This window comes from Parvimonas micra, from assembly GCF_037482165.1.
Lineage (GTDB): Bacteria > Bacillota > Clostridia > Tissierellales > Peptoniphilaceae > Parvimonas.
The window spans coordinates 563,325-584,348 of the sequence record NZ_CP148048.1; the positions used below are offsets into that span (position 1 = coordinate 563,325).

A 21,024-nucleotide genomic window follows, 5' to 3' on the forward strand; every position below is an offset into this window, starting at 1 on the left:
ATGTATAAAGATATAATTAATGAATTAGAAAGAAAAATGTCAAAATCAATAGAATCATATGAAACAGAATTAACTACAGTAAGAGCTGGTAGAGCAAATCCTACAATATTAGATCAATTTACTGTAGATTATTATGGTACAGAAACACCAATTAAACAAGTTGCATCTATTTCTGTTCCAGAAGCAAGATTATTAGTTATTCAACCTTGGGATGCTTCTTTGATAACTCCTATAGAAAAAGTTATTTTAGCATCAAATTTAGGCATAACTCCATCTAATGACGGAAAAGTAATAAGATTACCTTTCCCAGCATTAACTGAAGATAGAAGAAAAGAGTTAGTTAAGGTTGTAAAAGGTTATGGAGAAAATGCAAAAATTGCGATTAGAAATTTGAGACGTGATGGTCTTGATAAATTAAAAAAGATAGAAAAAGATAAAGAAATCAGTGAAGATGAGTTAAGACAAGCAGAAGAAGAAGTTCAAAAAGTTACTGATAAATTTATTAAAAAAGTTGAAGATATTACTAAATCAAAAGAAAAAGAATTAATGGAAATTTAATGAAAGATATAGATTTTACGAATATACCAAAACATATTGGTATTATTATGGATGGCAATGGTAGATGGGCAAATAATAGATTTTTACCTAGAATTGCTGGACATAAAGAAGGAATGAATAGAGTAGTTGACATTGTTGAAGAGTGTTGTAAAATAGGGGTTAAAACCTTAACTTTATATGCTTTTTCAACTGAAAACTGGAAAAGACCTGAAGATGAGGTAAAAGGTCTTATGAATATTTTGGTTATTTATATAAATTCTCAATTGAAAAGAATATTAGAAAATAATATTGTTTTTAGAGTTATAGGAGATTATAGTAAATTACCAAGTTCTATAGTTAAGTTACTAGACAATAGTATAGATAAGTCAAAAAACAATACAGGTATGGTATTAAATATCGCATTAAACTATGGTGGTAGAGCAGAAATTATTTCTTCTATAAAAGATTTATTTGATGATATTTCAAAAGGAAATTTTTCAATAGATGATTTAAATGAGGAGAATTTTAAGAATTATTTATATACAAAAGAAAATTCGGAAGTAGATTTAATGATAAGAACAGGAAACGAAAAAAGAATAAGTAATTTTTTGATTTATCAGTTAGCTTATTCTGAATTTTATTTTACAGATATTCTTTGGCCAGAATTTTTTGCTGAAAATTTATATGATGCGATATATGACTTTCAAAATAGAAATCGAAGGTTTGGGGGAATTTAATGACTAGTTTTATCAATAGAACCATAAGTGGAGTATTGATGTTAATAATATCCTTTTTATGTTTATGGCTTAAAGGATATGCACTTATGGGATACACTATGGCTATTACAGTTTTATGCTTAATTGAATTATTTAGGACATTTAAGTTAAATGATATATTAATTAGTTGTATTAGTATATTGTTTTCTTTAGCTATGGTGTACTCTATAGGTATTTCAAATAAAGACTTAATATTGACTTGGTTTTCATTATATTTTCTTATTGTTTCAATTTATTATTTATTTTTTAGTAAAATTAATATTGAAAATTTTGGGAAATTGTTATTCTCTTTTATATATATTTCAGTTCCTATGGGGGTTTTTTTGAGACTTGGAGAAACTAATCTTATTTGGGCTATATTTTTTATTTCGTGGGGAACTGATACATTTGCTTATCTTTTTGGAATAGTTTTTGGAAAACATAAGTTATATCCTAGTATAAGTCCAAAAAAGACAGTAGAAGGTTCTTTAGGTGGCATTTTTGGTTCACTTATACTTTTAATTTTATTTAATTACTTTGTATTAAATTATAATATTATTTTTGTAATTTGTTCAGGAATACTTCTTTCTATTGTTGCACAATTAGGAGACTTGTTTGCATCAAAAATAAAAAGAGAAATGGGAATAAAAGATTTTAGTGATATTATCAAAGGACATGGTGGATTTTTAGATAGATTTGATAGTATAATTTTTGTAACTCCTTTGGTTTATATTGTTTTTTATGTTTTTGGAGGTAGTATTTAATGATTATAAAAATAATAATAGCACTTTTGGTGTTTATGGTTGTAGTCGTTGTTCACGAGTTTGGCCATTTTATTTTTGCAAAAAGGGCGAAGATAAAAGTTAATGAATTTTCTGTTGGTATGGGTCCTAAGATTTTTGGAAAACAAAAGGGTGAAACATTGTATTCAGTTCGAGCTTTACCGCTAGGTGGTTTTTGTGCTATGGAAGGTGAAGATGAAGAAGAAGAGGAACAGGATATAGATTTTTCACAGAGAGGACATTTCAATGGTGCAACAATTGGTGGGAGAATTTTAACTATTTTTGCAGGACCGTTTTTTAATTTTATTTTAGCATTTGTTATTCTTTTTGCTTTATTTGGAATTAGAGGTCATCAAACTACAACTATAGCAAGTATACAAGATAATTCAATAGCTCAAAAATATGGAATTGAAGTAGGAGATAAAATTGTAAATATTGGAGATAATAAAATAAATTCTTGGAAGGATATTCAAACAAGCTTATCTAAACTAGATAAAGAAGAAACTACTATAAAAGTAATAAGAAACGGTCAAGAAAAAGAAATAAAAGTAAAATTTGAAAATTCGAATGAAAAAGTTTTGGGAGTCACATCAAAACTAGAAAGAAATTTATTTGTTTCTATTAGAGAAACTTTTAATACATTCTTTTATTTTATAGGTACAATGTTTGATATTCTAAGACAATTATTTACTGGAAAGGTAGGAGTAGGACAGTTATCTGGACCTATAGGAGTGGTTGGAGCAATTAGTAGTGCAGCAAGTAATGGAATATATTCATTATTATATATTACTGCTTTTCTAAGCGTAAATTTAGGTTTTATTAACCTATTGCCAATACCCGCTTTGGATGGTGGAAGATTAGTTTTCTTATTTATAGAATTAATTTTAGGAAGACCAGTCTCTAGATCAAAAGAAGGTTTAATTCATACAATAGGTTTTATATTTTTAATGGGTCTTATCTTATTTGTATCATTTAAGGATGTAATAAGACTAGGAATTTTTGGAGCAAATTAATGGAAAGAAAAATAACTAAGAAAATTTATGTGGGGAACGTGCCTGTTGGAGGCGGTTCTCCTATTTCTATACAATCAATGACAAATACAATTACAAAAGATGTAGATTCTACTGTAAGACAGATTAATCAATTTGCAGAAGAAGGTTGCAATATTAGCCGTTCAGCAGTTAATGATTTAGACGATGCTTTAGCAATAAGAAAAATAAAGTCATTAACAACTATACCTTTTATTGCAGATATTCAATATGATTATAAACTTGCAATAATGGCAGCTGAAAATGGAGCAGATTGCTTAAGAATTAATCCTGGAAATATTGGTGGAAAAAAGAAAGTTAAAGAAGTTGTGGAATGTTGTAAGTACCATAATATTCCAATAAGAGTTGGAGTTAATTCTGGATCTGTAAATCAAAAGTTTATAGATAAATTTCATGGAGTTAATAAAGAATCTATAGTTTATAGTGCCTTAGATCAAGTTGAATTTTTGGAATCACTAAATTTTGACCAAATTAAAATATCAATAAAATCAAGTAATGTTCCAATTTGTGTTGAATCATATGAACTTTTAAGTAGTTTATGTGATTATCCTTTACATTTAGGTATTACTGAAGCTGGCCCTAGCTTTAGAGGAACTATAAAATCTTCAGTAGGTCTTGGTATTATTTTAGCAAAAGGAATTGGTGATACCATAAGAGTTTCTTTAACCGGAGATCCAGTTGAAGAGGTCAAAGTTGGAAAGGAAATATTGCGTTCTTTAGGTCTTTTAAATGATGGAATTGATTTGATTTCTTGCCCTACTTGTTCAAGAACTAGAATAGATTTGATTAATATTGTTGAACAGGCAGAAAAAGAGTTAAAACATATAAAAAAGAATTTGAAAATTGCAATAATGGGTTGTCCTGTTAATGGTCCTGGAGAGGCAAAAGAGGCTGATTTAGGAATTGCTGGTGGAAATGGAAAAGGTCTTATTTTTAAAAAAGGACAAATCATTAAAAAAGTAGATGAAAAAGATCTACTTAAAGAATTAATTAATGAGATTAATAAATTGGAGGAATAATATGTATAGGAGTTTAAAAAGTTTTTATTTTTCACAACGAAAAAATTATAGCTTATCAGATGATTTTATTATTGATGAGTTTGTTTTTGGTGATGAAAAAATAGATTTTAGATTACTTACAAACTCCGATGAAGTTGGAATAGAAGAATTAGTAGTTTTAGATAAAGAATTACATGAGTTATTTAATGGTAGAGAAATTAATATCTCAGTTCAGAGTTTTTCAAAATCAGATTGTCCTTATGATTATTACTATTATATAAACTATGATGAATTTGTAAATAAAGTACAAAAATTATTAGGAAATCATGGTTTTTCACTTACTAATAATGATAGGATAAATTTCTTGGAAGATTATATAGAAATATATATATCGGATTCTGTTTGTAGATTTAAACTAATTTCAAATTCATTTTTAAATGATTTAAAAGCATTTGTTTCTGAAAAATATAATGATGATATTGAAATAATTATGCTAAATAGTTTGTTTACAAGAGAAGAAAAAAGTTCTGAAAAATTAGAAAGTAAATTAGAAAGTAAAAGAAAAGAAATTCAAAAAGAAAAAGGTAATAAAATCGAGAAAGTTAAATTTATTAAAGAAAAAAGTGAAACAGAAGAAGAATTTAAAATTGGGAAAAAAATTTCCGATAAAGAACTGGTTTTAGAAATTTCAGATTTAGACCAAAATAGTGGTTTTTGTAAGATTCAAGGAAGAGTATATTCTTTAGACATTCGAGAATTAAAAAACGGAAAAAAACTTGCTTTGTTTGACATTGAAGACGAAACTTCAGCTATGAGTTGTAAATTTTTTTTAGATGATAAGAAGTTAGAAATTTTTAGTAAAAAAATTAATTCTAAATCAATACCTAACGGAATTTATGTAACAGCAGTAGGTAGAGTTGAATATGATCAATATGCAAAGGGAATTTCTATGATGATTGATGGAATGGAAGAAGCTCCAAGACATATATATGTAGATAATGCTCCTGAAAAAAGAGTTGAATTGCATTTGAATTCACAGATGAGTGGTCTTGATGGTTGTGTGAATTTAGAAGTACTAAAGACAAGACTACAGGAATTAGGACATACTGCTGTTGGAGTTACTGACATCGGAGTCGTTCAAGCATATCCACAGATGATGGATTTGTTTAGCAATGGAGATATAAAAGCTTTATATGGTCTAGAATTAAATTTGTTAGAAGACAATCCGAGGATTCTATATAATTATAAAAATGGAGTAAATTTTGATACTTTTGTAGTTTTTGATATTGAAACAACTGGTCTTTCTCATTTGAAAAATAATATTACAGAAATAGGAGCAGTTCGTGTTGAGAACGGGAAAGTAGTTGAATATTTTAATGAGTTAGTAAATCCAGAGCAAGAAATAACTAAAGAAATAACAGAAATAACTGGTATTACTAATGAAATGGTAGCAGATAAGCCTTTAATTGGTGAAATTATGCCAAAATTTTTAGAATTTTCTAAAAATGCAGTTTTTGTTGCACATAATGCAGAATTCGATATTTCATTTATAAAAACTAATTGTAAGAGATTGAACCTTGAATTTGATCCTACCTTTATAGATACAATGGGATTTGCAAGAGCCGTATTACCAAATTTAAAAAATCATAAACTCAATACTTTATGTAAGGAGTTAGGAGTAAAATTATTAAATCATCATAGAGCAAGTTTCGATGCAGAAGCTTGTTCAGGAATTCTTTTAGAACTTATAAAGATAATTGAAAAAGATGGAAAAGTTTTTGATGAAAATATAAATAATATTGAAACAAAATGGCCTGTTGCAAAAAATATTTCATATGATTCAACTATATATGTAAAAAAAATGGAAGCCTTAAGTGGATTTTATAAGATGGTTTCAGAAGGATTAATGAAGTATTTTAGAAGAGTTGCAGGTTTTCCTAAATCAAGGTTAAAGGAATATAGAGAAGGTCTTTTAATAGGTTCAGGAAATTGGGATGGAGAACTTTTTAGAGCTTTTATTGAAGAAAAAAGTGAAGAAGAAATTTTAGAAATTGCAAAATTTTATGATTTTTTTGAAATTCAACCTATATCTAATTTAAAACATTTGTTTTTTAGAGGTAAAGTTTTAAGTATAGATGATTTGAAAGAAGTAAATAAAAAGATTTATAAGCTTGGAAAAAAATTAGATAAATTAGTTGTTGCAACTGGAAATGTTAAATATCTTGATAAGAATGACTATGTTTTTAGAAATATTATTCTATATGGGCAAGGAAAGAAAAATCTTGAAAAAGAAGGTTCTTTCTATTATAGAACTACAGCTGAGATGCTTGATGAATTTTCATATTTAGGAGAAAATGAAGCATATGAAGTTGTAGTAAAGAATACTAATATTTTTAAAGACATGCTTGATGAAATTTTACCTATTCCTAATGGAACATTTCCACCTTTTATAGAGGGTGCTGATGAAGAATTAAGAAAAATATGTTATGACAAAGCTAAATCTATTTATGGTGAAAATTTACCAAAAATCGTTGAAGATAGGCTTGAAAGAGAATTAGGATCAATTATTAAAAATGGATATGCAGTACTATATATAATTGCTCAAAAACTTGTTTGGAGGTCAAATGATGATGGATACTTGGTAGGCTCGAGAGGGTCAGTAGGTTCTTCCTTTGCTGCAACAATGTCAGGGATAACTGAAGTTAATCCATTAATTCCGCATTATATTTGTCCAAAATGTAAACGTTCAGAATTTCATTCAGAATATAGCGGACAATCTGGAGTGGATATGCCAGATAAAGAATGTCCAGATTGTAAAATAAATATGATTAAGGAAGGACATGACATTCCTTTTGAAGTATTTTTGGGATTTGATGGAGATAAAGAGCCTGATATTGACTTAAATTTTGCAGGAGAATATCAATCTACTTGTCATAAATATACTGAAGAACTATTTGGATCAGATAAAGTGTATAGAGCTGGAACTATTGGGACAGTTTCTGACAAAACTGCATTTGGGTATGTAAAAAAGTATATTGAAGAAAATGAGCTGACTCTTACAGCTGGTAATATTAGAAGATATGTTAGAAAGATAGTTGGTGTAAAAAGAACAAGTGGTCAACATCCGGGTGGGGTTATGATTGTTCCACACAATAAAGAAATTTATGATTTTACTCCAATTCAATATCCTGCAGATGATCCATCTTCTGAAACAAAAACTACACATTTTAGTTATAAGTCTATAAGCGGAAGAATTTTAAAATTAGATTTACTTGGACACGATGTTCCTACTATAATAAAACATCTTGGAGATTTAACTGGTGTTGATCCTTTAAATATTCCTATGGATGATAAGGAAACTTTAAATATATTTTATTCAACAGATAGTTTAAAATTTATGGATGATAAATATAAAGATGGTGTTGGTACTTTAGGGATACCTGAATATGGGACAAACTTTGTAAGACAGATGCTACTTGATACAAGGCCAAAAACTTTAACTGAACTTATTAGAATTTCAGGTCTATCTCACGGAACTGATGTATGGCTTGGAAATGCACAAGATCTTATTAAAAAAGGAATACCTTTAAATGAAACGATTTGTACTAGAGATGATATAATGACATTTTTGATTTTTAAAGGACTTGAAAATAAACGTTCATTTAAAATAATGGAAACTGTTAGAAAAGGTAGAGGACTTGATGAGGAAACTGAATCATATATGAGAGAAAATGGAATACCAGAATGGTATATTGACTCTTGTAAAAAGATTAAATATCTATTCCCGAAAGCTCATGCTGTTGCTTATGTAATGATGAGTTATAGAATTGCATATTTTAAGGTTCATTATCCTGAAGCTTTTTATGCCACATATTTTACCACTAAAATTGATAATTACCCGGGCAACTTGATTTTTAAAGGTCTTACAGCAATTCAGAGTAAAATGAAAGAAATAAAAGAATTAGGAAAGTCTGCATCTCAAAAGGAACAAGATGTATATGATATACTTGAAGTTGCTGAAGAAATGTATCTTAGAGGAATTGTTGCTAGTAAAGTGGATTTGGAAAAATCTGATTCTTCAAGGTTCTTAATTGATGGGAAAGGTAAAATTTTACCACCTTTTAGGGCTTTAGATTTTGTAAGTGATGTCAACTCAACATCTATATATGAAGAAGTTAGAAAATTACCATTTATATCAATTGAAGATTTTCAAGAAAGAACAAAAATAAATAAAAATGCTTTAGAATCATTAAAAGAACATGGCGTTTTAAATGATTTACAGCAAACAAATCAAGTAAGTTTATTTGACTTTATGTAAAAAACAACTGAGATTATTAATCTCAGTTGTTTTTAAATATACAATCCAAAGTTAACTCAATTATTTAAAAATAGGACTTGAAAAAATTATTGGCTTATAGTATAATATTAATGTTATTTTTGAGGAGGTGAATAAAATGGCAAATATAAAATCAGCAATTAAGAGAATTGATGTTACAAAAAAACAAACTCTTAAAAATAAAAGTAGAAAATCTGAAATAAAGACTTATATTAAAAAATTTGAATTAGCAATAGAAGAAAATAATTTTGAATTAGCTAATGAATTGTTAAGAACAATTGATAAAAGACTTAAACAAGCTACTGAACACAGTGTTTTTCATAAAAATGCTGCTTCTAGAAAAGTAAGTAAATTAAGTAAAAAATTACATGATGCTTCAACACAAGCGTAAATATAGCGTGTATGGATCCAACACACTATATTTGCTCCGTGTGGAGCTTTTTTTTTACATTTATTTATTGATATGATATAATATCAAAAAGACGTTAAAATCCATTTTTTTGGATTATAAAGTTGTATTATAAGGAGAGTTATAAATTTGAAAATTTTACATTTAATTAGTCAATATCCCTCAAAAACAGGTAGTGGAATTTACTTATCAGAGGTATATAAAAACTTCAAAGCTATGAATTTTACTCAAAAAGTTTTGTGTGCTATGAATGAGGATGATATTGTAGAAGTTAACTTTGATGATTTTGAAATAGTAAAATTTAAAAGTGATGAATTACCATTTCCAGTAGTTGGAATGAGTGATGTAATGCCTTATGAATCTTTTTTGTTTTCAAATTTAACTGGAGAGAACTTGGAAAGATATATAAATGTTTTTACTAGTAAAATATTGAATATTGTTGAAAACTTCGAACCAGATATTATTTTTACAAATCATCTATATATTATGACATCAATTGTTGCAAGTCTTGATTTAAAATGTAAAGTTTTTGCATTTTGTCATGGAACTGATTTAAGACAACTTTATAAAAATGATATACATAAAAAATTTATTTGTGACAATATTCCCAAACTTAATGGAATTTTTTGTTTGTCAGGAAAGCAAAAAGAAGAAATTATTAATGTATTTAATTATAATAAAGATAAAGTTTATGTTATTGGTGGGGGATATGATTTAGATTTTTATTATAAAGATTATAATAAAACTTATTCTAAGGATGCTAAAATAAGACTAATATATGCAGGAAAATTTAGTAGAGCTAAAGGAATTATATATCTTCTTAAAGCTTTTGAAATGGTAAAAGATAAATACAATGTTGAATTAATTTTAGCGGGAAGTGGTACTGGAGAAGAGTATGACGAAATCATTAATTACTCAAAAAAGCTGGCTGATAAAGTTAAACTGTATGGATATATGAATATGAATGAGATAGGTGATTTATTTAGATCCTGCGATATTTTTGTTATGCCATCTCTTTATGAAGGACTATCACTTGTTACAATAGAGGCAATGGCTTGTGGACTAAAAGTTGTGATGAATGAACTAGAAAATTTCATTAACTTTGTAGGAGAAGATATTACTAAGTCAAAAAATATTGAATTTGTAAAAATGCCTACTTTATATGATACTGATAAAGTAATTGAAAGTGAAGTCGATAATTATATTTTAAGACTTAGTATAGCATTGGAGAATCAAATAAAGAATTTGTATAATAATGACTATGAACAAGATTTTTCATCAAAAATGACTCAATTTAGTTGGAAAAATATCAGCAATAACATAAAAAAAATAGTTGTATAGAAATAATTAATTAATAATATATATTAATAAGAAAAAACTATTTTACTTTATTTAGGATATATGGTATGATTTTATTGATTAAAATTTTGGAGGTAAATTAATGAAAAAACTATCAAAAATGTTACTTTTATCATTAGTTACTGCTACAACTTTAGTTGGTTGTGGATCAAAAAGTGACAATAAAGCAAATGATAAAAAAACTGAAAATCAAACTGAAAAGAAAGATGATAAAAAATCATCAGATATGATGAAAGGTGAAACTCTTTTGGAAGAACAAAAGAATGGAGCGACAGTAATTGACGTAAGAGTAGCTGATCAATATAATGCTGGACATATTAAAGATGCTATAAATATTCCTTTAGAAACAATCGAAAAAGATATTGAATCAAAAGTTGCTAAAAAGGATGCAAAAATTATTGTTTATTGTAATACTGGAAATAGAAGTGGACAAGCATTAGAAAAATTAAAAAAATTAGGTTATACTAATGTAAGTAATGCACAAGGTGTTAAACAATATAAATATGAACTTGTAAAATAGTTTTTAAAGCGATGAGTACTCATCGCTTTTGTATTTATTAGTATAAATTTTTAAGATTTGATTATTTTAACTTTTAATTACTTCATAAATTTTAATATAAAATATAGAAAATAAATTTTAAATATGATACAATATAAGATGAGGTGAAATTATGCATAAACAGATTTCTGTTGTAATTGTTGCTGCTGGTTCTTCTCACAGAATGGGAACTAAAGAAAATAAAATTTTTTTAGACTTATGTGGGAATTCTGTTATTGAAAGAACAATAAGTGCTTTTATTGATATACCTGAAATATTTGAGATTATTTTAGTAACAAAGAAAGAATTTTTTGACAGTATAAATAATATTATTAAAAGATTTCCTTTAAATATAAAAATTGTTGAAGGAGGCTCTTCAAGAGAAGAGTCTACTTTTAATGGTCTATTAAATGTTTGTGATAAGTCAAATTTTGTGATTTGTCATGATGGAGCGAGACCTTTAGTTAGTAAAGAAAATATTTTAAATGTTATTAGTGAACTTGATAATTATAAAGCTGTAATAACAGGTGTTAAAGCAAAAGATACAATTAAAATTGTTTCTTCTAATCTAGAGGTTGTATCTACTCCTGATAGAAGGTCATTGTACAATATTCAGACACCTCAAGCTTTTGACAAAAAAGTCATTATAGACGGATATAAAAAATTTTTTGAGGACAATAATTTTGTTACGGATGATTCTTCTGTGGTTGAAAAATTGAATGTTAGAGTTAAACTTGTTGAAGGAGATTATTCAAATATAAAAATTACAACAATAGAAGATATTTATCATGCAAGATTATTATTAGAAAGAGGCATTTAATATGAGAATAGGAATAGGTTTTGATGTTCATGAATTAGTTGTTGATAGAGATTTAATAATTGGCGGTGTTAAAATAGATCATGAAAAAGGTCTTTTAGGACATAGTGATGCAGATGTTTTAGTTCATGCTATAAATGATGCAATTATTGGGGCATTATGTTTAGGAGATATTGGAAAGTTATTTCCTGATAATGATCCAAAATATAAGGATATTAGTTCTTTGATTATGACTAAAGAAGTAGTTAGCCTTATGAAAGAAAAAGGATACAAAATTGGAAATGTAGATAGTGTAATATCTGCACAAAAGCCTAAATTAGCAGGATATATTTTACAAATGAGAAAAAATATTGCTAATGTTTTAGAAACAGATATAGAAAATATAAGTATAAAAGCCACTACAACAGAACATTTGGGTTTTGAAGGTAGAGAAGAAGGTATTTCTGCTCAGGTGGTGGTACTACTTGAGAAAATATAAGGAGGAAAAGATGAAAAAAGTTTTATTTACATCTGAATCAGTAACTGAAGGTCATCCAGATAAAATTTGTGATCAAGTTTCTGATGCGATTTTAGATGAAATTTTAAAAGTTGATCCAATTGCAAGAGTAGCTTGTGAAACTTTAACAACAACTGGAATTGTAATGGTTGTTGGTGAAATTACAACTTCTCAATATGTTGATATACAGAGTATAGTTAGAAATGTTTTAAAAGAAATTGGATATACTAGAGCTAAGTTTGGATTTGATGCTTCAACATGTTCGGTTATAACAAGTATAAACGAACAATCAAGAGATATAGCATTAGGAGTTGACAGTGCATTAGAATATAAGAATGGCAATGAAGATAAGTATAATTCTGTCGGAGCTGGAGATCAAGGAATGATGTTTGGTTATGCATGTACAGAAACAGATGAATTTATGCCATTACCAATTACTTTAGCTCATAAATTGTCAAAAAGATTATCTTATGTTAGAAAAAATGATATATTAGGATATTTAAGACCTGATGGTAAAAGTCAGGTTACTGTTGAGTATATAGATGGAGTTCCTTCAAGAATAGAGGCAATAGTTGTTTCTACTCAACATAGTCCTTCAGTTAAGTTAGAACAAATTCAAAAAGATATTAAAGAATTTGTCATTGACGAGGTTATTCCGGATTATTTAATTGATGAAAATACTAAGATTTATGTAAATCCTACAGGTAGATTTGAAATTGGGGGACCTATGGGAGATTCTGGATTGACAGGAAGAAAATTAATAGTGGATACTTATGGTGGATTTGGAAGACATGGTGGGGGAGCTTTTTCTGGTAAAGATCCAACTAAAGTTGATAGATCAGCGACATATATGGCAAGATATATTGCAAAAAATATTGTAGCTAGTGGAATCTGTGAAAAATTAGAAATAGGAATTTCTTATGCTATTGGGGTAGCTAAGCCACTTTCTATTTATGTAGATACTTTTGGAACTGGAAAAATTTCAGATGACAAAATTATTGAAATAATTAATAAAGTATTTGATTTAAGACCAGCTGCAATTATTGATATTCTAGATTTAAGAAGACCAATATATCGTCAAATCGCCGCTTATGGTCATTTTGGACGAAATGATTTAGACTTACCTTGGGAAAAATTGGACAGAGTTGAAGAAATTAAAAAATTAATATAAATTAATTAAATATAGGAGATGTTATTATGGGAAGATGTTATGATTTTAATGAATATGTAGACAGAAAAAATTCACATGCTGAAAAATGGAATAATATGATTTCTGCTGGTGCACCGAAGAATGATCATTCAATTTTATCAATGTCTATAGCTGATATGGAATTTAAATGTTGTGATGAAATTTTAGAAGCATTAAAAGAGCCAATATCAAATGGAGTAATAGGATATGACTGTCCTTGTGAAAAGTTTTTTTCATCATTTATCAAATGGCAAAAGGAAAAAAACAATTGGGATATTAAGAAAGAATGGATTGTTCCTGTTCCAGGAGTAGTACCTGGAATAGCAAATACTATTTTGCACAATACTAAAGAGGGAGATGCTGTAATTATAAATACACCAGTTTATCCACCTTTCTTTAATGCAGTAACTTTAAACAATAGAGTTGTTGTCGAAAGTCCATTAATTGAGTTAGAAGACAAATATGTTATGGATTTTGAAGATTTTGAAAAGAAAATCGTTGATAATAACGTTAAACTAAGTGTATTATGTAGTCCTCATAATCCTGTTGGAAGAGTATGGACAAAAGAAGAATTAGAAACATATGGAAGAATTTGTAGGAAACATAATGTATTAATGATTTCTGATGAGATTCATGGTGATTTAATACTTAAGGATTATAAACATATTCCAATTGCCTCTCTTAATGAAGACTTTTTATATAACACTGTTACTTTAACTGCTCCAAGTAAAACTTTTAATATTGCAGGTCTTGCTCAATCTGTTGCTGTAATTCCTAATGAAGAATTGAGAAATAGATTTATTAATGGACTTGTAGGGTATGGAATTTTCCATATGGCAAGTTTTGCAGCAGTTGGTTTTGTCGCTGCTTATACTTATGGTAAAGAATGGTTTGAAGAATGTATGAGTTATATTGAAGATAATATTGACTTTGCAATAGACTTCATAAATAGAGAAATACCAAAGGTAAAAGTAAAAAGACCGGAAGCAAGTTTCTTATTATGGTTAGATCTTAGAGCTTTTGATATTGACCATGATGAGTTACATCAAAAGTTGATAAATGAAGGAAAATTATTACTTAATTCAGGAATAAATTATGGAGAAAACGCAAGACTTTTCTTTAGAATGAACATAGCTTGTAACAGAGAAATGTTAACTGATGGATTAAATAGACTTAAAAAAGTTGTAGATAGTTTATAAACTTCAAAATATACAGAGACTATAAAACTTATAGTCTCTTTTTTATATAAGAACCCCACCCTTCCAAGATGCTTTGCATCGGGTGGGTTCCCGAGAACCTTGTTGTTTTACAATAAAAAATGCACCTACATATTCAAGGTGCATTTTTTAAAGAATAAAATATTTTATTTAATTTCTAAGTAAACAGGGCAATGGTCACTACCTAAAATATTTTGATGAATTTGTGCATCAACAAGTCTATCGTCCATGTCTTTTGAAGTTAGGAAATAGTCAATTCTCCAGCCAGTATTTCTTTCTCTTGATTTTCCAAAATAACTCCACCAACTGTATTCATTTTCCTTGTCTGGATAGAAATATCTGAAAGTATCTGTAAACCCACTATCTAAAAGTATAGACATCTTTTCTCTTTCTTGATCAGTAAATCCTGCATTTTTTCTATTAGTCTTTGGATTTTTTAGGTCGGTTTCTTTATGAGCGACATTTAAATCTCCACAAACTATTACGGATTTAGTTTTATTTAATTCAAGTAAATAATTTCTAAAAGCATCTTCCCATACCATTCTGTAGTCAAGTCTTAAAAGTTCTTGTTTGGAGTTGGGTGTATAACATGTTACTAAAAAGAAATCTTCATACTCTAAAGTTATAAGTCTTCCTTCATTATCATGTTCTTCAATTCCCATTCCATATTTTACACTTAAAGGTGTATATTTTGTAAAAATAGCCGTTCCACTATATCCTTTTCTTTGTGCATAATTGTAATAAGTTTCATATCCTTCAAGTTCAAGATCAAGTTGACCTTCACTCATTTTAATTTCTTGTAAGCAGAAAAAGTCAGCATTAATTTCATTAAAATAATCTAAAAATCCTTTTTTTATGCAAGCTCTAAGCCCATTTACATTCCAAGAAACAAATCTCATTTAATCACCTCTTATTATTTTTTAATCATACTAGTTAATTATACCATAATTTTTTATTTACAAACACCTATTTAAAATTTTGCTTTAGTTTGAACTGTTGAAATAAAATACCTTTTGATGTAAAATATAATAGAATGTAATTTAAGGAGGACTTTATGATAGATTATAAAAAAGTTTATGAAGAATGGTTAAATAATGAGTTTTTTGATGATGAAACTAGAAAAGATTTACTTTCAATAAAAGATAATGATGAAGAAATTAAAGATAGATTTTATAAAGTTTTAGAATTTGGTACTGCAGGTCTTCGTGGAAAACTTGGTGCTGGAACAAATAGAATGAACAAATATATGGTATCAAAGGCTGCACAGGCACTTGCAAATACAATAATTGATTATGGTCAAGAAGCCATTGAAAGAGGTGTTGCAATTAGTTATGATGTCAGATATGGTTCAAAAGAATTTGCAGAACTTACTTGTTCAATAATGGCAGGAAATGGAATTAAATCATATATTTATAAGGGAATTAGACCAACACCAATGTGTTCTTATGCGATTAGAAAATTAAACTGTATAGCTGGTGTAATGGTTACTGCTAGTCACAACCCACAAGCATATAATGGATATAAAGCATATTGGAAAGAAGGTTCTCAAATTCTTGATGATATTGCCAACCAAATTTCAGCTCATATGGATAGAATTAAAAAGTTTGAAGATGTTAAGCAAATTCCTTTTGAGGATGCTCTAAAGAGCGGAATTGCTAAATATATTGATGATTCAGTAGAGGAAGATTATAAAAAAGAAGTTTTAAATTTAACTATTAATGATGAAAATATAGATAAAGGCATTAAAGTAGTTTATACTCCTTTAAACGGTGTTGGTAATTTACCGGTTAGAGAAGTTTTAAAAAGAAGAGGTTTTAAAAATATCTTCGTTGTAAAAGAACAAGAATTGCCTGATCCTGAATTTACAACTGTTGGATATCCTAATCCGGAAGTTCCTAAAGCTTTTCTTTATTCTGAAAAATTAGGTAAAGAAGTTGGAGCTGATATTTTAATTGCAACTGATCCTGATTGTGATAGAGTTGCTCTTGAAGTTAGAGATAAAAATGGAGAATATGTTTTTTTAAATGGTAACAGAATAGGAGCATTATTGTCATATTACATTTTCTCACAAAGACATGCACTTAATAATTTACCTGAAAATCCTGTTTTAGTAAAATCTATTGTAACAGGAGATTTATCTAGGGTAATAGCTAAAAAATATGGAATAGAAACTGTAGAAACATTAACAGGTTTTAAAAATATTTGTGGGAAGACAAATGAATATGATATAACTAAAGAAAAAAATTATGTTTTTGGATATGAAGAAAGTATAGGTTTTTGCTACGGAACATTCGTAAGAGATAAAGATGCTGTTGGAGCTTCAATGATGGTTGTAGAAATGGCTGCATACTATAAAAAACAAGGAAAGAGTTTATTAGACGTTTTAAAAGATATATATGAAGAATTCGGATATTATAATGAAAGACAAATTTCTCTAGAACTTGAAGGAATTGAAGGACAACAAAGAATTGGAAGAATGATGGAAGATTTTAGAGAAAATCCTATTAAAGAAATGGGAGATATTTCTTTAAAAGAAGTCATTGATTTTAAAGATGGATATTTAGATTTTCCAAAACAAAATTGTCTAAAGTATTATTTAAATGATGGATCTTGGTATGCATTAAGACCATCTGGAACAGAACCTAAGATTAAATTATATATTTATACAATAGGAAAAACAGAACAAGAAAGTATAAATAAATTAGATTTAATTGAAAAATTATGTAGAGAAAAAATGAATAATGTAAAATAAAGAAAAAAGGTATGTTGATTCATACCTTTTTTGCAATAAGAACCCCACCCTTCCACGATGCTTCGCATCGGGTGGGTTCCCGGGAACCTTGTTGTTTCACAATAAAAAAAACTAACGATAAGTTAGTTTTAAAATGGTGCCGGCGGTGGGACTCGAACCCACACACCCTTGCGGATAACAGATTTTGAGTCTGTCTCGTCTGCCAGTTCCGACACGCCGGCAAATTCAATTACTCGAATAGTATAACATAAAAAAGGAAAGAATTCAATAATTTTATAATATTTTTTTGTAGGAAAATAGTATAAATAATTTATCGATATAATTAGTAGACTTTACTAATCTAAAAAAATTTTGTATAATATTAAAAATTAATTTAATAAAATGAAAAATTTTTGCATAATTATAGGAGGTAATAATATGTCAAAATTAACAGTATTCGATCATCCGGTTATTTCTCATAAACTAGGATATTTAAGAGATAAAAAGACTGGTGGAAAAGATTTTAGAGCTTTGGTAAATGAAATTTCAATGCTTATGGCTTATGAAGTTACAAGAGATTTAAAAACAGATGAAGTAGAAATTGAAACACCTTTACAAAAGACTAAGGTAAAAAGATTGTCTGGGAAAAAGTTAGGAGTAGTTCCTATTTTAAGGGCTGGCCTTGGAATGGTTGAAGGAATGTTAAATATTCTTCCTGCTGCAAAAGTTGGTCATATTGGTTTATATCGTGATCCTGAAACTTTACAACCAGTTGAATATTATTGTAAATTACCGGTAGATGCTGAAGAAAGAGACTTTTTAGTTCTAGATCCAATGCTTGCTACTGGAGGTTCTGCATCTGATGCTATAAAACTTTTAAAACAAAAGGGTTGTAAAAATATTAAATTGGTTTGTATAATAGCTGCTCCTGAAGGAGTTGAAGCCGTTCAAAGAAATCATCCTGATGTAGATATTTTTGTAGCTGCGTTAGATGAGAGACTAAATGAACATAGCTATATTATTCCAGGACTTGGAGATGCAGGAGATAGACTATTTGGAACAAAATAGTTTTAAATTTAAAAAATTAGCTTATTATTGACAAATAAACAATTTTAAGGGAATGTGATTTACAATTGATATATTACATTCCTTTTTTATATATTAATTTATTATAAATATTTTTCTTTATTAGAATATTAACTATAAATATTTAAATTACTGATTTGAAATTTTATTTAATAAATTTTTTAAAATAAGATATATATGATATAATTAAAAAAAATATAAAGTCGAGGTGATAGGAAATGTTTAAAACGAAAAGATTTTTTATTATAACCCTATTATTGTCTGTATTTGTTTTTACAGGTTGTTCTAACAAGATGCAAGTAAGAGATCTTTTTGAGAAATCAAAAGAGGCAAATGATAAACTTCAGTCATATATAATGGATAGTGAAAGTAAAAATGAGACTAAAGGCAACATTAAAACTCAACTTATTCATGCTGAATTACAATATAATGCTAATACTAGAAAAATTATTAAAGGAAAAGGAAGTATAAAATATACAGGAAAAAGAGAAGAAGGAGAAGTAGATAATGATGTAGTATTTGTTGGAGATGCAAAAAAGACAACAATAACTACTTTCAAAGAAAACGGACAAACTAAAGAAACAAAAAAAGAAAATACTAATTACATTGTTAGTCCTGACTATTATAAATTGTTGGATGCAATTTATACTCTTAAAGAAAAAGATTTGACACTAGAAGAAGAAAATGATGAATATCATTTAAAATTAAAAACCGAAAATAAAAATTTAAAGATTATTGATGTTTTAAAATCACAGTATGGATTGAAATTATCTGTTAATGATTTTGAGGTTGATGTGAAATTTGAAGTGGTTTTTGATAAGAAAACTTTTTATCTAAAAAGTGTAGTTTGGACTTTAGAATATGGTGGAGATAAAGGAGCTTTTAAAATAGAAGAATCTTTAAAATATTCTGAATGGAACAATGTAAAATTAGAAAATAAATAGATTTAATACAAAAATGTTACTATAGCAAAGTAACATTTTTTATATATTTAAAAATATGATATAATATACGTAGATTTATTTTTTGGAGGATTAAAAATGTTTAAAAATAAAAAAATATTTATATTAGGAGTGTTGTTAGTAATTATAACTTTTTCAGGTTGTTCTAATAAGGTTGGTGTTAACGAATTGTTTGAAAAATCTAAAAATGCTAACAATAATATTGAATCTTTTTTATTACTTAATGAAATTATAACTGAACAAAATGGAAAAACAACAAAACAAATTCTAAAAGGAGAATTGATTAATGATAAGGATTCTAAGAAAATTACCAAAGGAAAAGTGATTGTTAGGTACTCAGGGACCTCAAATATTGAACAAAATAATTATGATGCAGAGTTTGTTGGTGATGAAAACAGAACAGCAATTATGACTAAAAAGGTAAATGGAGTAGATAAAAAATCTGAAACTAATAATAGCAATTATAATGTATTTCCAGATTATTTTAGATTATTAGATGGTATTTATTCCTTTACTGAAAATGATATAAAATTTGAAGAAGTTAATGATGAGTATCATTTAAAAATAAATAATGATGATAAGAATAAATCAAAAATTATTAACATATTGAAAGCTGAATATAAGTTGGATTTGAAAAAAATTTCTGAAAATGATGTTACTATAACATTTGAAGCAGTTTTTGACAAAGATACATTTTATTTAAAGAATGTTTTTTGGACTTTAGAATATATTGGGAATAATGAAGTGACAAAATTCTCTAATACTACTAGTTTTTCAAAATGGAATGATTTAAATTTAGATAAATAGAACTAAACAAGTTGCTCTATATAGTGCAACTTTTTTATTGTAAATAAAATATTTAATAAACAAAATTTAATATCATTTTTATACAATAGAAAAAATCATAAATTAGGTGCTTTGATGAATATAATAGTTAGTTTTAAAAACTAAATAGGGTATAATTAATCGAGGTGATTTAGGTGTATAATGTGATTTTTGTTGGACATGGTTCTCCAATGAATGCTATTAGTAAAAATGTATTTAGTGATAATTGGGTATCGATAAGAAAAAAATTAAAAACTCCGAAAATGATTCTTGCAATTTCAGCTCATTGGTATACTAACGGACAATTTGTTAGAACATTAGAATATAATGAACAAATCTATGATATGTATGGGTTTCCTAAGGAGCTTTACGAAATTAAATATGAGCCAAAAAATAATGTGGAGTTTGCAAAAAAACTAATATTTGAACTTGCAATTAAAGAGGATAATTCATGGGGGATAGATCATGGAATATGGAGTATTTTATGTAAAACTTATCCCAATGCTGAAATTCCTGTAGTTATGTTAAGTGTTGATAAAAATAAAAGTCCTAAAGAGCAGTATGAGTTTGGAAAAAAGTTAAAAAGATTATTAAATGAGGATATTTTAGTTATTGCTAGTGGGAATATAGTTCATAATTTACAATTAATTGATTTTGATAAAAAAGGTGGATTTAATTGGGCTAATAAATTTGATAATTATATTAAGGATAGTATCATAAATAAGAATATTGAATCAGTAATAAATTATAATAATAGTAGTTTTGATTACCATCATTCAGTACCAACACCTGAACATTTTTATCCTTTACTAATAGCTTTGGGATGTGCATATGACTATAAAAAAGTTGAAATATTTAATGAAGGCTGTGATTTGGGATCTGTTTCTATGACAAGTTATATTTTTGAAGGTTAAATTGTGTAATATACTATTAAAAAT

General features: G+C 27.5%; 19 protein-coding genes and 1 tRNA gene. 18 read left to right on the forward strand and 2 right to left on the reverse strand.

Annotated elements, in window-relative coordinates; translation table 11 throughout:
- The 13 genes from frr to WFJ11_RS02785 all read left to right on the forward strand — a co-directional run bounded on the left by frr (nucleotide 1) and on the right by WFJ11_RS02785 (nucleotide 14,464).
- Nucleotides 1-558, forward strand: coding sequence for a ribosome recycling factor (gene frr / locus WFJ11_RS02725; protein WP_009354305.1), 558 nt, complete (start codon nucleotides 1-3; stop codon nucleotides 556-558).
- Nucleotides 558-1,274, forward strand: coding sequence for an isoprenyl transferase (locus WFJ11_RS02730; RefSeq protein ID WP_009732762.1), 717 nt, complete (start codon nucleotides 558-560; stop codon nucleotides 1,272-1,274). Before frr ends, WFJ11_RS02730 begins: the two co-directional genes overlap by 1 nt.
- Nucleotides 1,274-2,056 carry a phosphatidate cytidylyltransferase gene (locus WFJ11_RS02735; RefSeq protein ID WP_009372815.1) on the forward strand — a complete coding sequence of 261 codons (783 nt, stop codon included), beginning with the start codon at nucleotides 1,274-1,276 and terminating at the stop codon, nucleotides 2,054-2,056. The genes WFJ11_RS02730 and WFJ11_RS02735 overlap by 1 nt, the downstream gene beginning before the upstream one ends.
- Nucleotides 2,056-3,087 (forward strand): RIP metalloprotease RseP, encoded by a 1,032-nt coding sequence (gene rseP, locus WFJ11_RS02740; protein ID WP_338817644.1) that lies wholly within the window; start codon nucleotides 2,056-2,058, stop codon nucleotides 3,085-3,087. Before WFJ11_RS02735 ends, rseP begins: the two co-directional genes overlap by 1 nt.
- A complete protein-coding gene (gene ispG / locus WFJ11_RS02745) occupies nucleotides 3,087-4,142 on the forward strand; it encodes a flavodoxin-dependent (E)-4-hydroxy-3-methylbut-2-enyl-diphosphate synthase (protein ID WP_338817645.1) in 1,056 nt (351 codons plus the stop codon). Before rseP ends, ispG begins: the two co-directional genes overlap by 1 nt.
- A 1-nt stretch (nucleotide 4,143) precedes the next feature.
- Entirely contained in the window at nucleotides 4,144-8,439 is a 4,296-nt protein-coding gene (locus tag WFJ11_RS02750; RefSeq protein ID WP_338817646.1) for a PolC-type DNA polymerase III, read from the forward strand.
- 136 nt (nucleotides 8,440-8,575) lie between these two features.
- The gene (rpsT, locus tag WFJ11_RS02755; protein ID WP_009372634.1) at nucleotides 8,576-8,848 is read left to right on the forward strand and encodes a 30S ribosomal protein S20; all 273 of its coding nucleotides are present in this window, start codon (nucleotides 8,576-8,578) and stop codon (nucleotides 8,846-8,848) included.
- A gap of 147 nt (nucleotides 8,849-8,995) precedes the next feature.
- On the forward strand, nucleotides 8,996-10,207 hold the full coding sequence (locus tag WFJ11_RS02760) for a glycosyltransferase family 4 protein (protein WP_338817647.1): 1,212 nt from the start codon (nucleotides 8,996-8,998) through the stop codon (nucleotides 10,205-10,207).
- Between the two features lie 100 nt (nucleotides 10,208-10,307).
- On the forward strand, nucleotides 10,308-10,745 hold the full coding sequence (locus WFJ11_RS02765; RefSeq protein WP_338817648.1) for a rhodanese-like domain-containing protein: 438 nt from the start codon (nucleotides 10,308-10,310) through the stop codon (nucleotides 10,743-10,745).
- A gap of 151 nt (nucleotides 10,746-10,896) precedes the next feature.
- On the forward strand, nucleotides 10,897-11,583 hold the full coding sequence (gene ispD, locus WFJ11_RS02770) for a 2-C-methyl-D-erythritol 4-phosphate cytidylyltransferase (protein WP_293438911.1): 687 nt from the start codon (nucleotides 10,897-10,899) through the stop codon (nucleotides 11,581-11,583).
- 1 nt (nucleotide 11,584) lies between these two features.
- Nucleotides 11,585-12,058: a 2-C-methyl-D-erythritol 2,4-cyclodiphosphate synthase gene (ispF, locus tag WFJ11_RS02775; protein WP_338817650.1), complete on the forward strand. Its 474-nt coding sequence runs from the start codon at nucleotides 11,585-11,587 to the stop codon at nucleotides 12,056-12,058.
- 10 nt (nucleotides 12,059-12,068) lie between these two features.
- Nucleotides 12,069-13,247: a methionine adenosyltransferase gene (gene metK / locus WFJ11_RS02780; RefSeq protein ID WP_338817651.1), complete on the forward strand. Its 1,179-nt coding sequence runs from the start codon at nucleotides 12,069-12,071 to the stop codon at nucleotides 13,245-13,247.
- 26 nt (nucleotides 13,248-13,273) lie between these two features.
- On the forward strand, nucleotides 13,274-14,464 hold the full coding sequence (locus WFJ11_RS02785) for a MalY/PatB family protein (RefSeq protein ID WP_293438919.1): 1,191 nt from the start codon (nucleotides 13,274-13,276) through the stop codon (nucleotides 14,462-14,464).
- Between the two features lie 164 nt (nucleotides 14,465-14,628).
- On the opposite strand, the gene WFJ11_RS02790 is transcribed toward WFJ11_RS02785, so the two are convergent.
- The gene (locus tag WFJ11_RS02790) at nucleotides 14,629-15,381 is read right to left on the reverse strand and encodes an exodeoxyribonuclease III (protein ID WP_338817652.1); all 753 of its coding nucleotides are present in this window, start codon (nucleotides 15,379-15,381) and stop codon (nucleotides 14,629-14,631) included.
- Between the two features lie 158 nt (nucleotides 15,382-15,539).
- Here WFJ11_RS02790 and WFJ11_RS02795 point away from each other — a divergent pair, with 158 nt between their 5' ends.
- Nucleotides 15,540-17,234 (forward strand): phospho-sugar mutase, encoded by a 1,695-nt coding sequence (locus tag WFJ11_RS02795; protein WP_338817761.1) that lies wholly within the window; start codon nucleotides 15,540-15,542, stop codon nucleotides 17,232-17,234.
- Nucleotides 17,235-17,368: 134 nt separating this feature from the next.
- Here WFJ11_RS02795 and WFJ11_RS02800 read toward each other — a convergent pair.
- A tRNA-Leu gene (locus WFJ11_RS02800) sits at nucleotides 17,369-17,455 on the reverse strand.
- 196 nt (nucleotides 17,456-17,651) lie between these two features.
- Here WFJ11_RS02800 and upp point away from each other — a divergent pair.
- The 4 genes from upp (at nucleotide 17,652) to WFJ11_RS02820 (ending at nucleotide 21,000) form a co-directional block, all read left to right on the forward strand.
- Nucleotides 17,652-18,281 (forward strand): uracil phosphoribosyltransferase, encoded by a 630-nt coding sequence (gene upp / locus WFJ11_RS02805; protein ID WP_009354226.1) that lies wholly within the window; start codon nucleotides 17,652-17,654, stop codon nucleotides 18,279-18,281.
- A 236-nt stretch (nucleotides 18,282-18,517) separates the two neighbouring features.
- Nucleotides 18,518-19,243 (forward strand): DUF6612 family protein, encoded by a 726-nt coding sequence (locus WFJ11_RS02810; protein WP_293438927.1) that lies wholly within the window; start codon nucleotides 18,518-18,520, stop codon nucleotides 19,241-19,243.
- Between the two features lie 96 nt (nucleotides 19,244-19,339).
- Nucleotides 19,340-20,068: a hypothetical protein gene (locus WFJ11_RS02815; protein WP_009372466.1), complete on the forward strand. Its 729-nt coding sequence runs from the start codon at nucleotides 19,340-19,342 to the stop codon at nucleotides 20,066-20,068.
- Between the two features lie 173 nt (nucleotides 20,069-20,241).
- A complete protein-coding gene (locus WFJ11_RS02820) occupies nucleotides 20,242-21,000 on the forward strand; it encodes a dioxygenase family protein (RefSeq protein WP_293438932.1) in 759 nt (252 codons plus the stop codon).
- The last annotated feature ends 24 nt before the right edge of the window (nucleotides 21,001-21,024 follow it).

What these genes read in the sequence shown, in the direction of transcription:
- rseP (WP_338817644.1), top strand. Translation starts at nt 2,056, where the DNA reads ATGATTATAAAAATAATAATAGCACTTTTGGTGTTTATGGTTGTAGTC.
- ispG (WP_338817645.1), top strand. Translation starts at nt 3,087, where the DNA reads ATGGAAAGAAAAATAACTAAGAAAATTTATGTGGGGAACGTGCCTGTT.
- upp (WP_009354226.1), top strand. Translation starts at nt 17,652, where the DNA reads ATGTCAAAATTAACAGTATTCGATCATCCGGTTATTTCTCATAAACTA.
- WFJ11_RS02815 (WP_009372466.1), top strand. Translation starts at nt 19,340, where the DNA reads ATGTTTAAAAATAAAAAAATATTTATATTAGGAGTGTTGTTAGTAATT.
- WFJ11_RS02730 (WP_009732762.1), top strand. Translation starts at nt 558, where the DNA reads ATGAAAGATATAGATTTTACGAATATACCAAAACATATTGGTATTATT.
- WFJ11_RS02765 (WP_338817648.1), top strand. Translation starts at nt 10,308, where the DNA reads ATGAAAAAACTATCAAAAATGTTACTTTTATCATTAGTTACTGCTACA.
- WFJ11_RS02785 (WP_293438919.1), top strand. Translation starts at nt 13,274, where the DNA reads ATGGGAAGATGTTATGATTTTAATGAATATGTAGACAGAAAAAATTCA.
- ispD (WP_293438911.1), top strand. Translation starts at nt 10,897, where the DNA reads ATGCATAAACAGATTTCTGTTGTAATTGTTGCTGCTGGTTCTTCTCAC.
- WFJ11_RS02810 (WP_293438927.1), top strand. Translation starts at nt 18,518, where the DNA reads ATGTTTAAAACGAAAAGATTTTTTATTATAACCCTATTATTGTCTGTA.
- WFJ11_RS02790 (WP_338817652.1), bottom strand. Translation starts at nt 15,381, where the DNA reads ATGAGATTTGTTTCTTGGAATGTAAATGGGCTTAGAGCTTGCATAAAA.
- WFJ11_RS02750 (WP_338817646.1), top strand. Translation starts at nt 4,144, where the DNA reads ATGTATAGGAGTTTAAAAAGTTTTTATTTTTCACAACGAAAAAATTAT.
- rpsT (WP_009372634.1), top strand. Translation starts at nt 8,576, where the DNA reads ATGGCAAATATAAAATCAGCAATTAAGAGAATTGATGTTACAAAAAAA.
- metK (WP_338817651.1), top strand. Translation starts at nt 12,069, where the DNA reads ATGAAAAAAGTTTTATTTACATCTGAATCAGTAACTGAAGGTCATCCA.
- WFJ11_RS02735 (WP_009372815.1), top strand. Translation starts at nt 1,274, where the DNA reads ATGACTAGTTTTATCAATAGAACCATAAGTGGAGTATTGATGTTAATA.
- ispF (WP_338817650.1), top strand. Translation starts at nt 11,585, where the DNA reads ATGAGAATAGGAATAGGTTTTGATGTTCATGAATTAGTTGTTGATAGA.
- frr (WP_009354305.1), top strand. Translation starts at nt 1, where the DNA reads ATGTATAAAGATATAATTAATGAATTAGAAAGAAAAATGTCAAAATCA.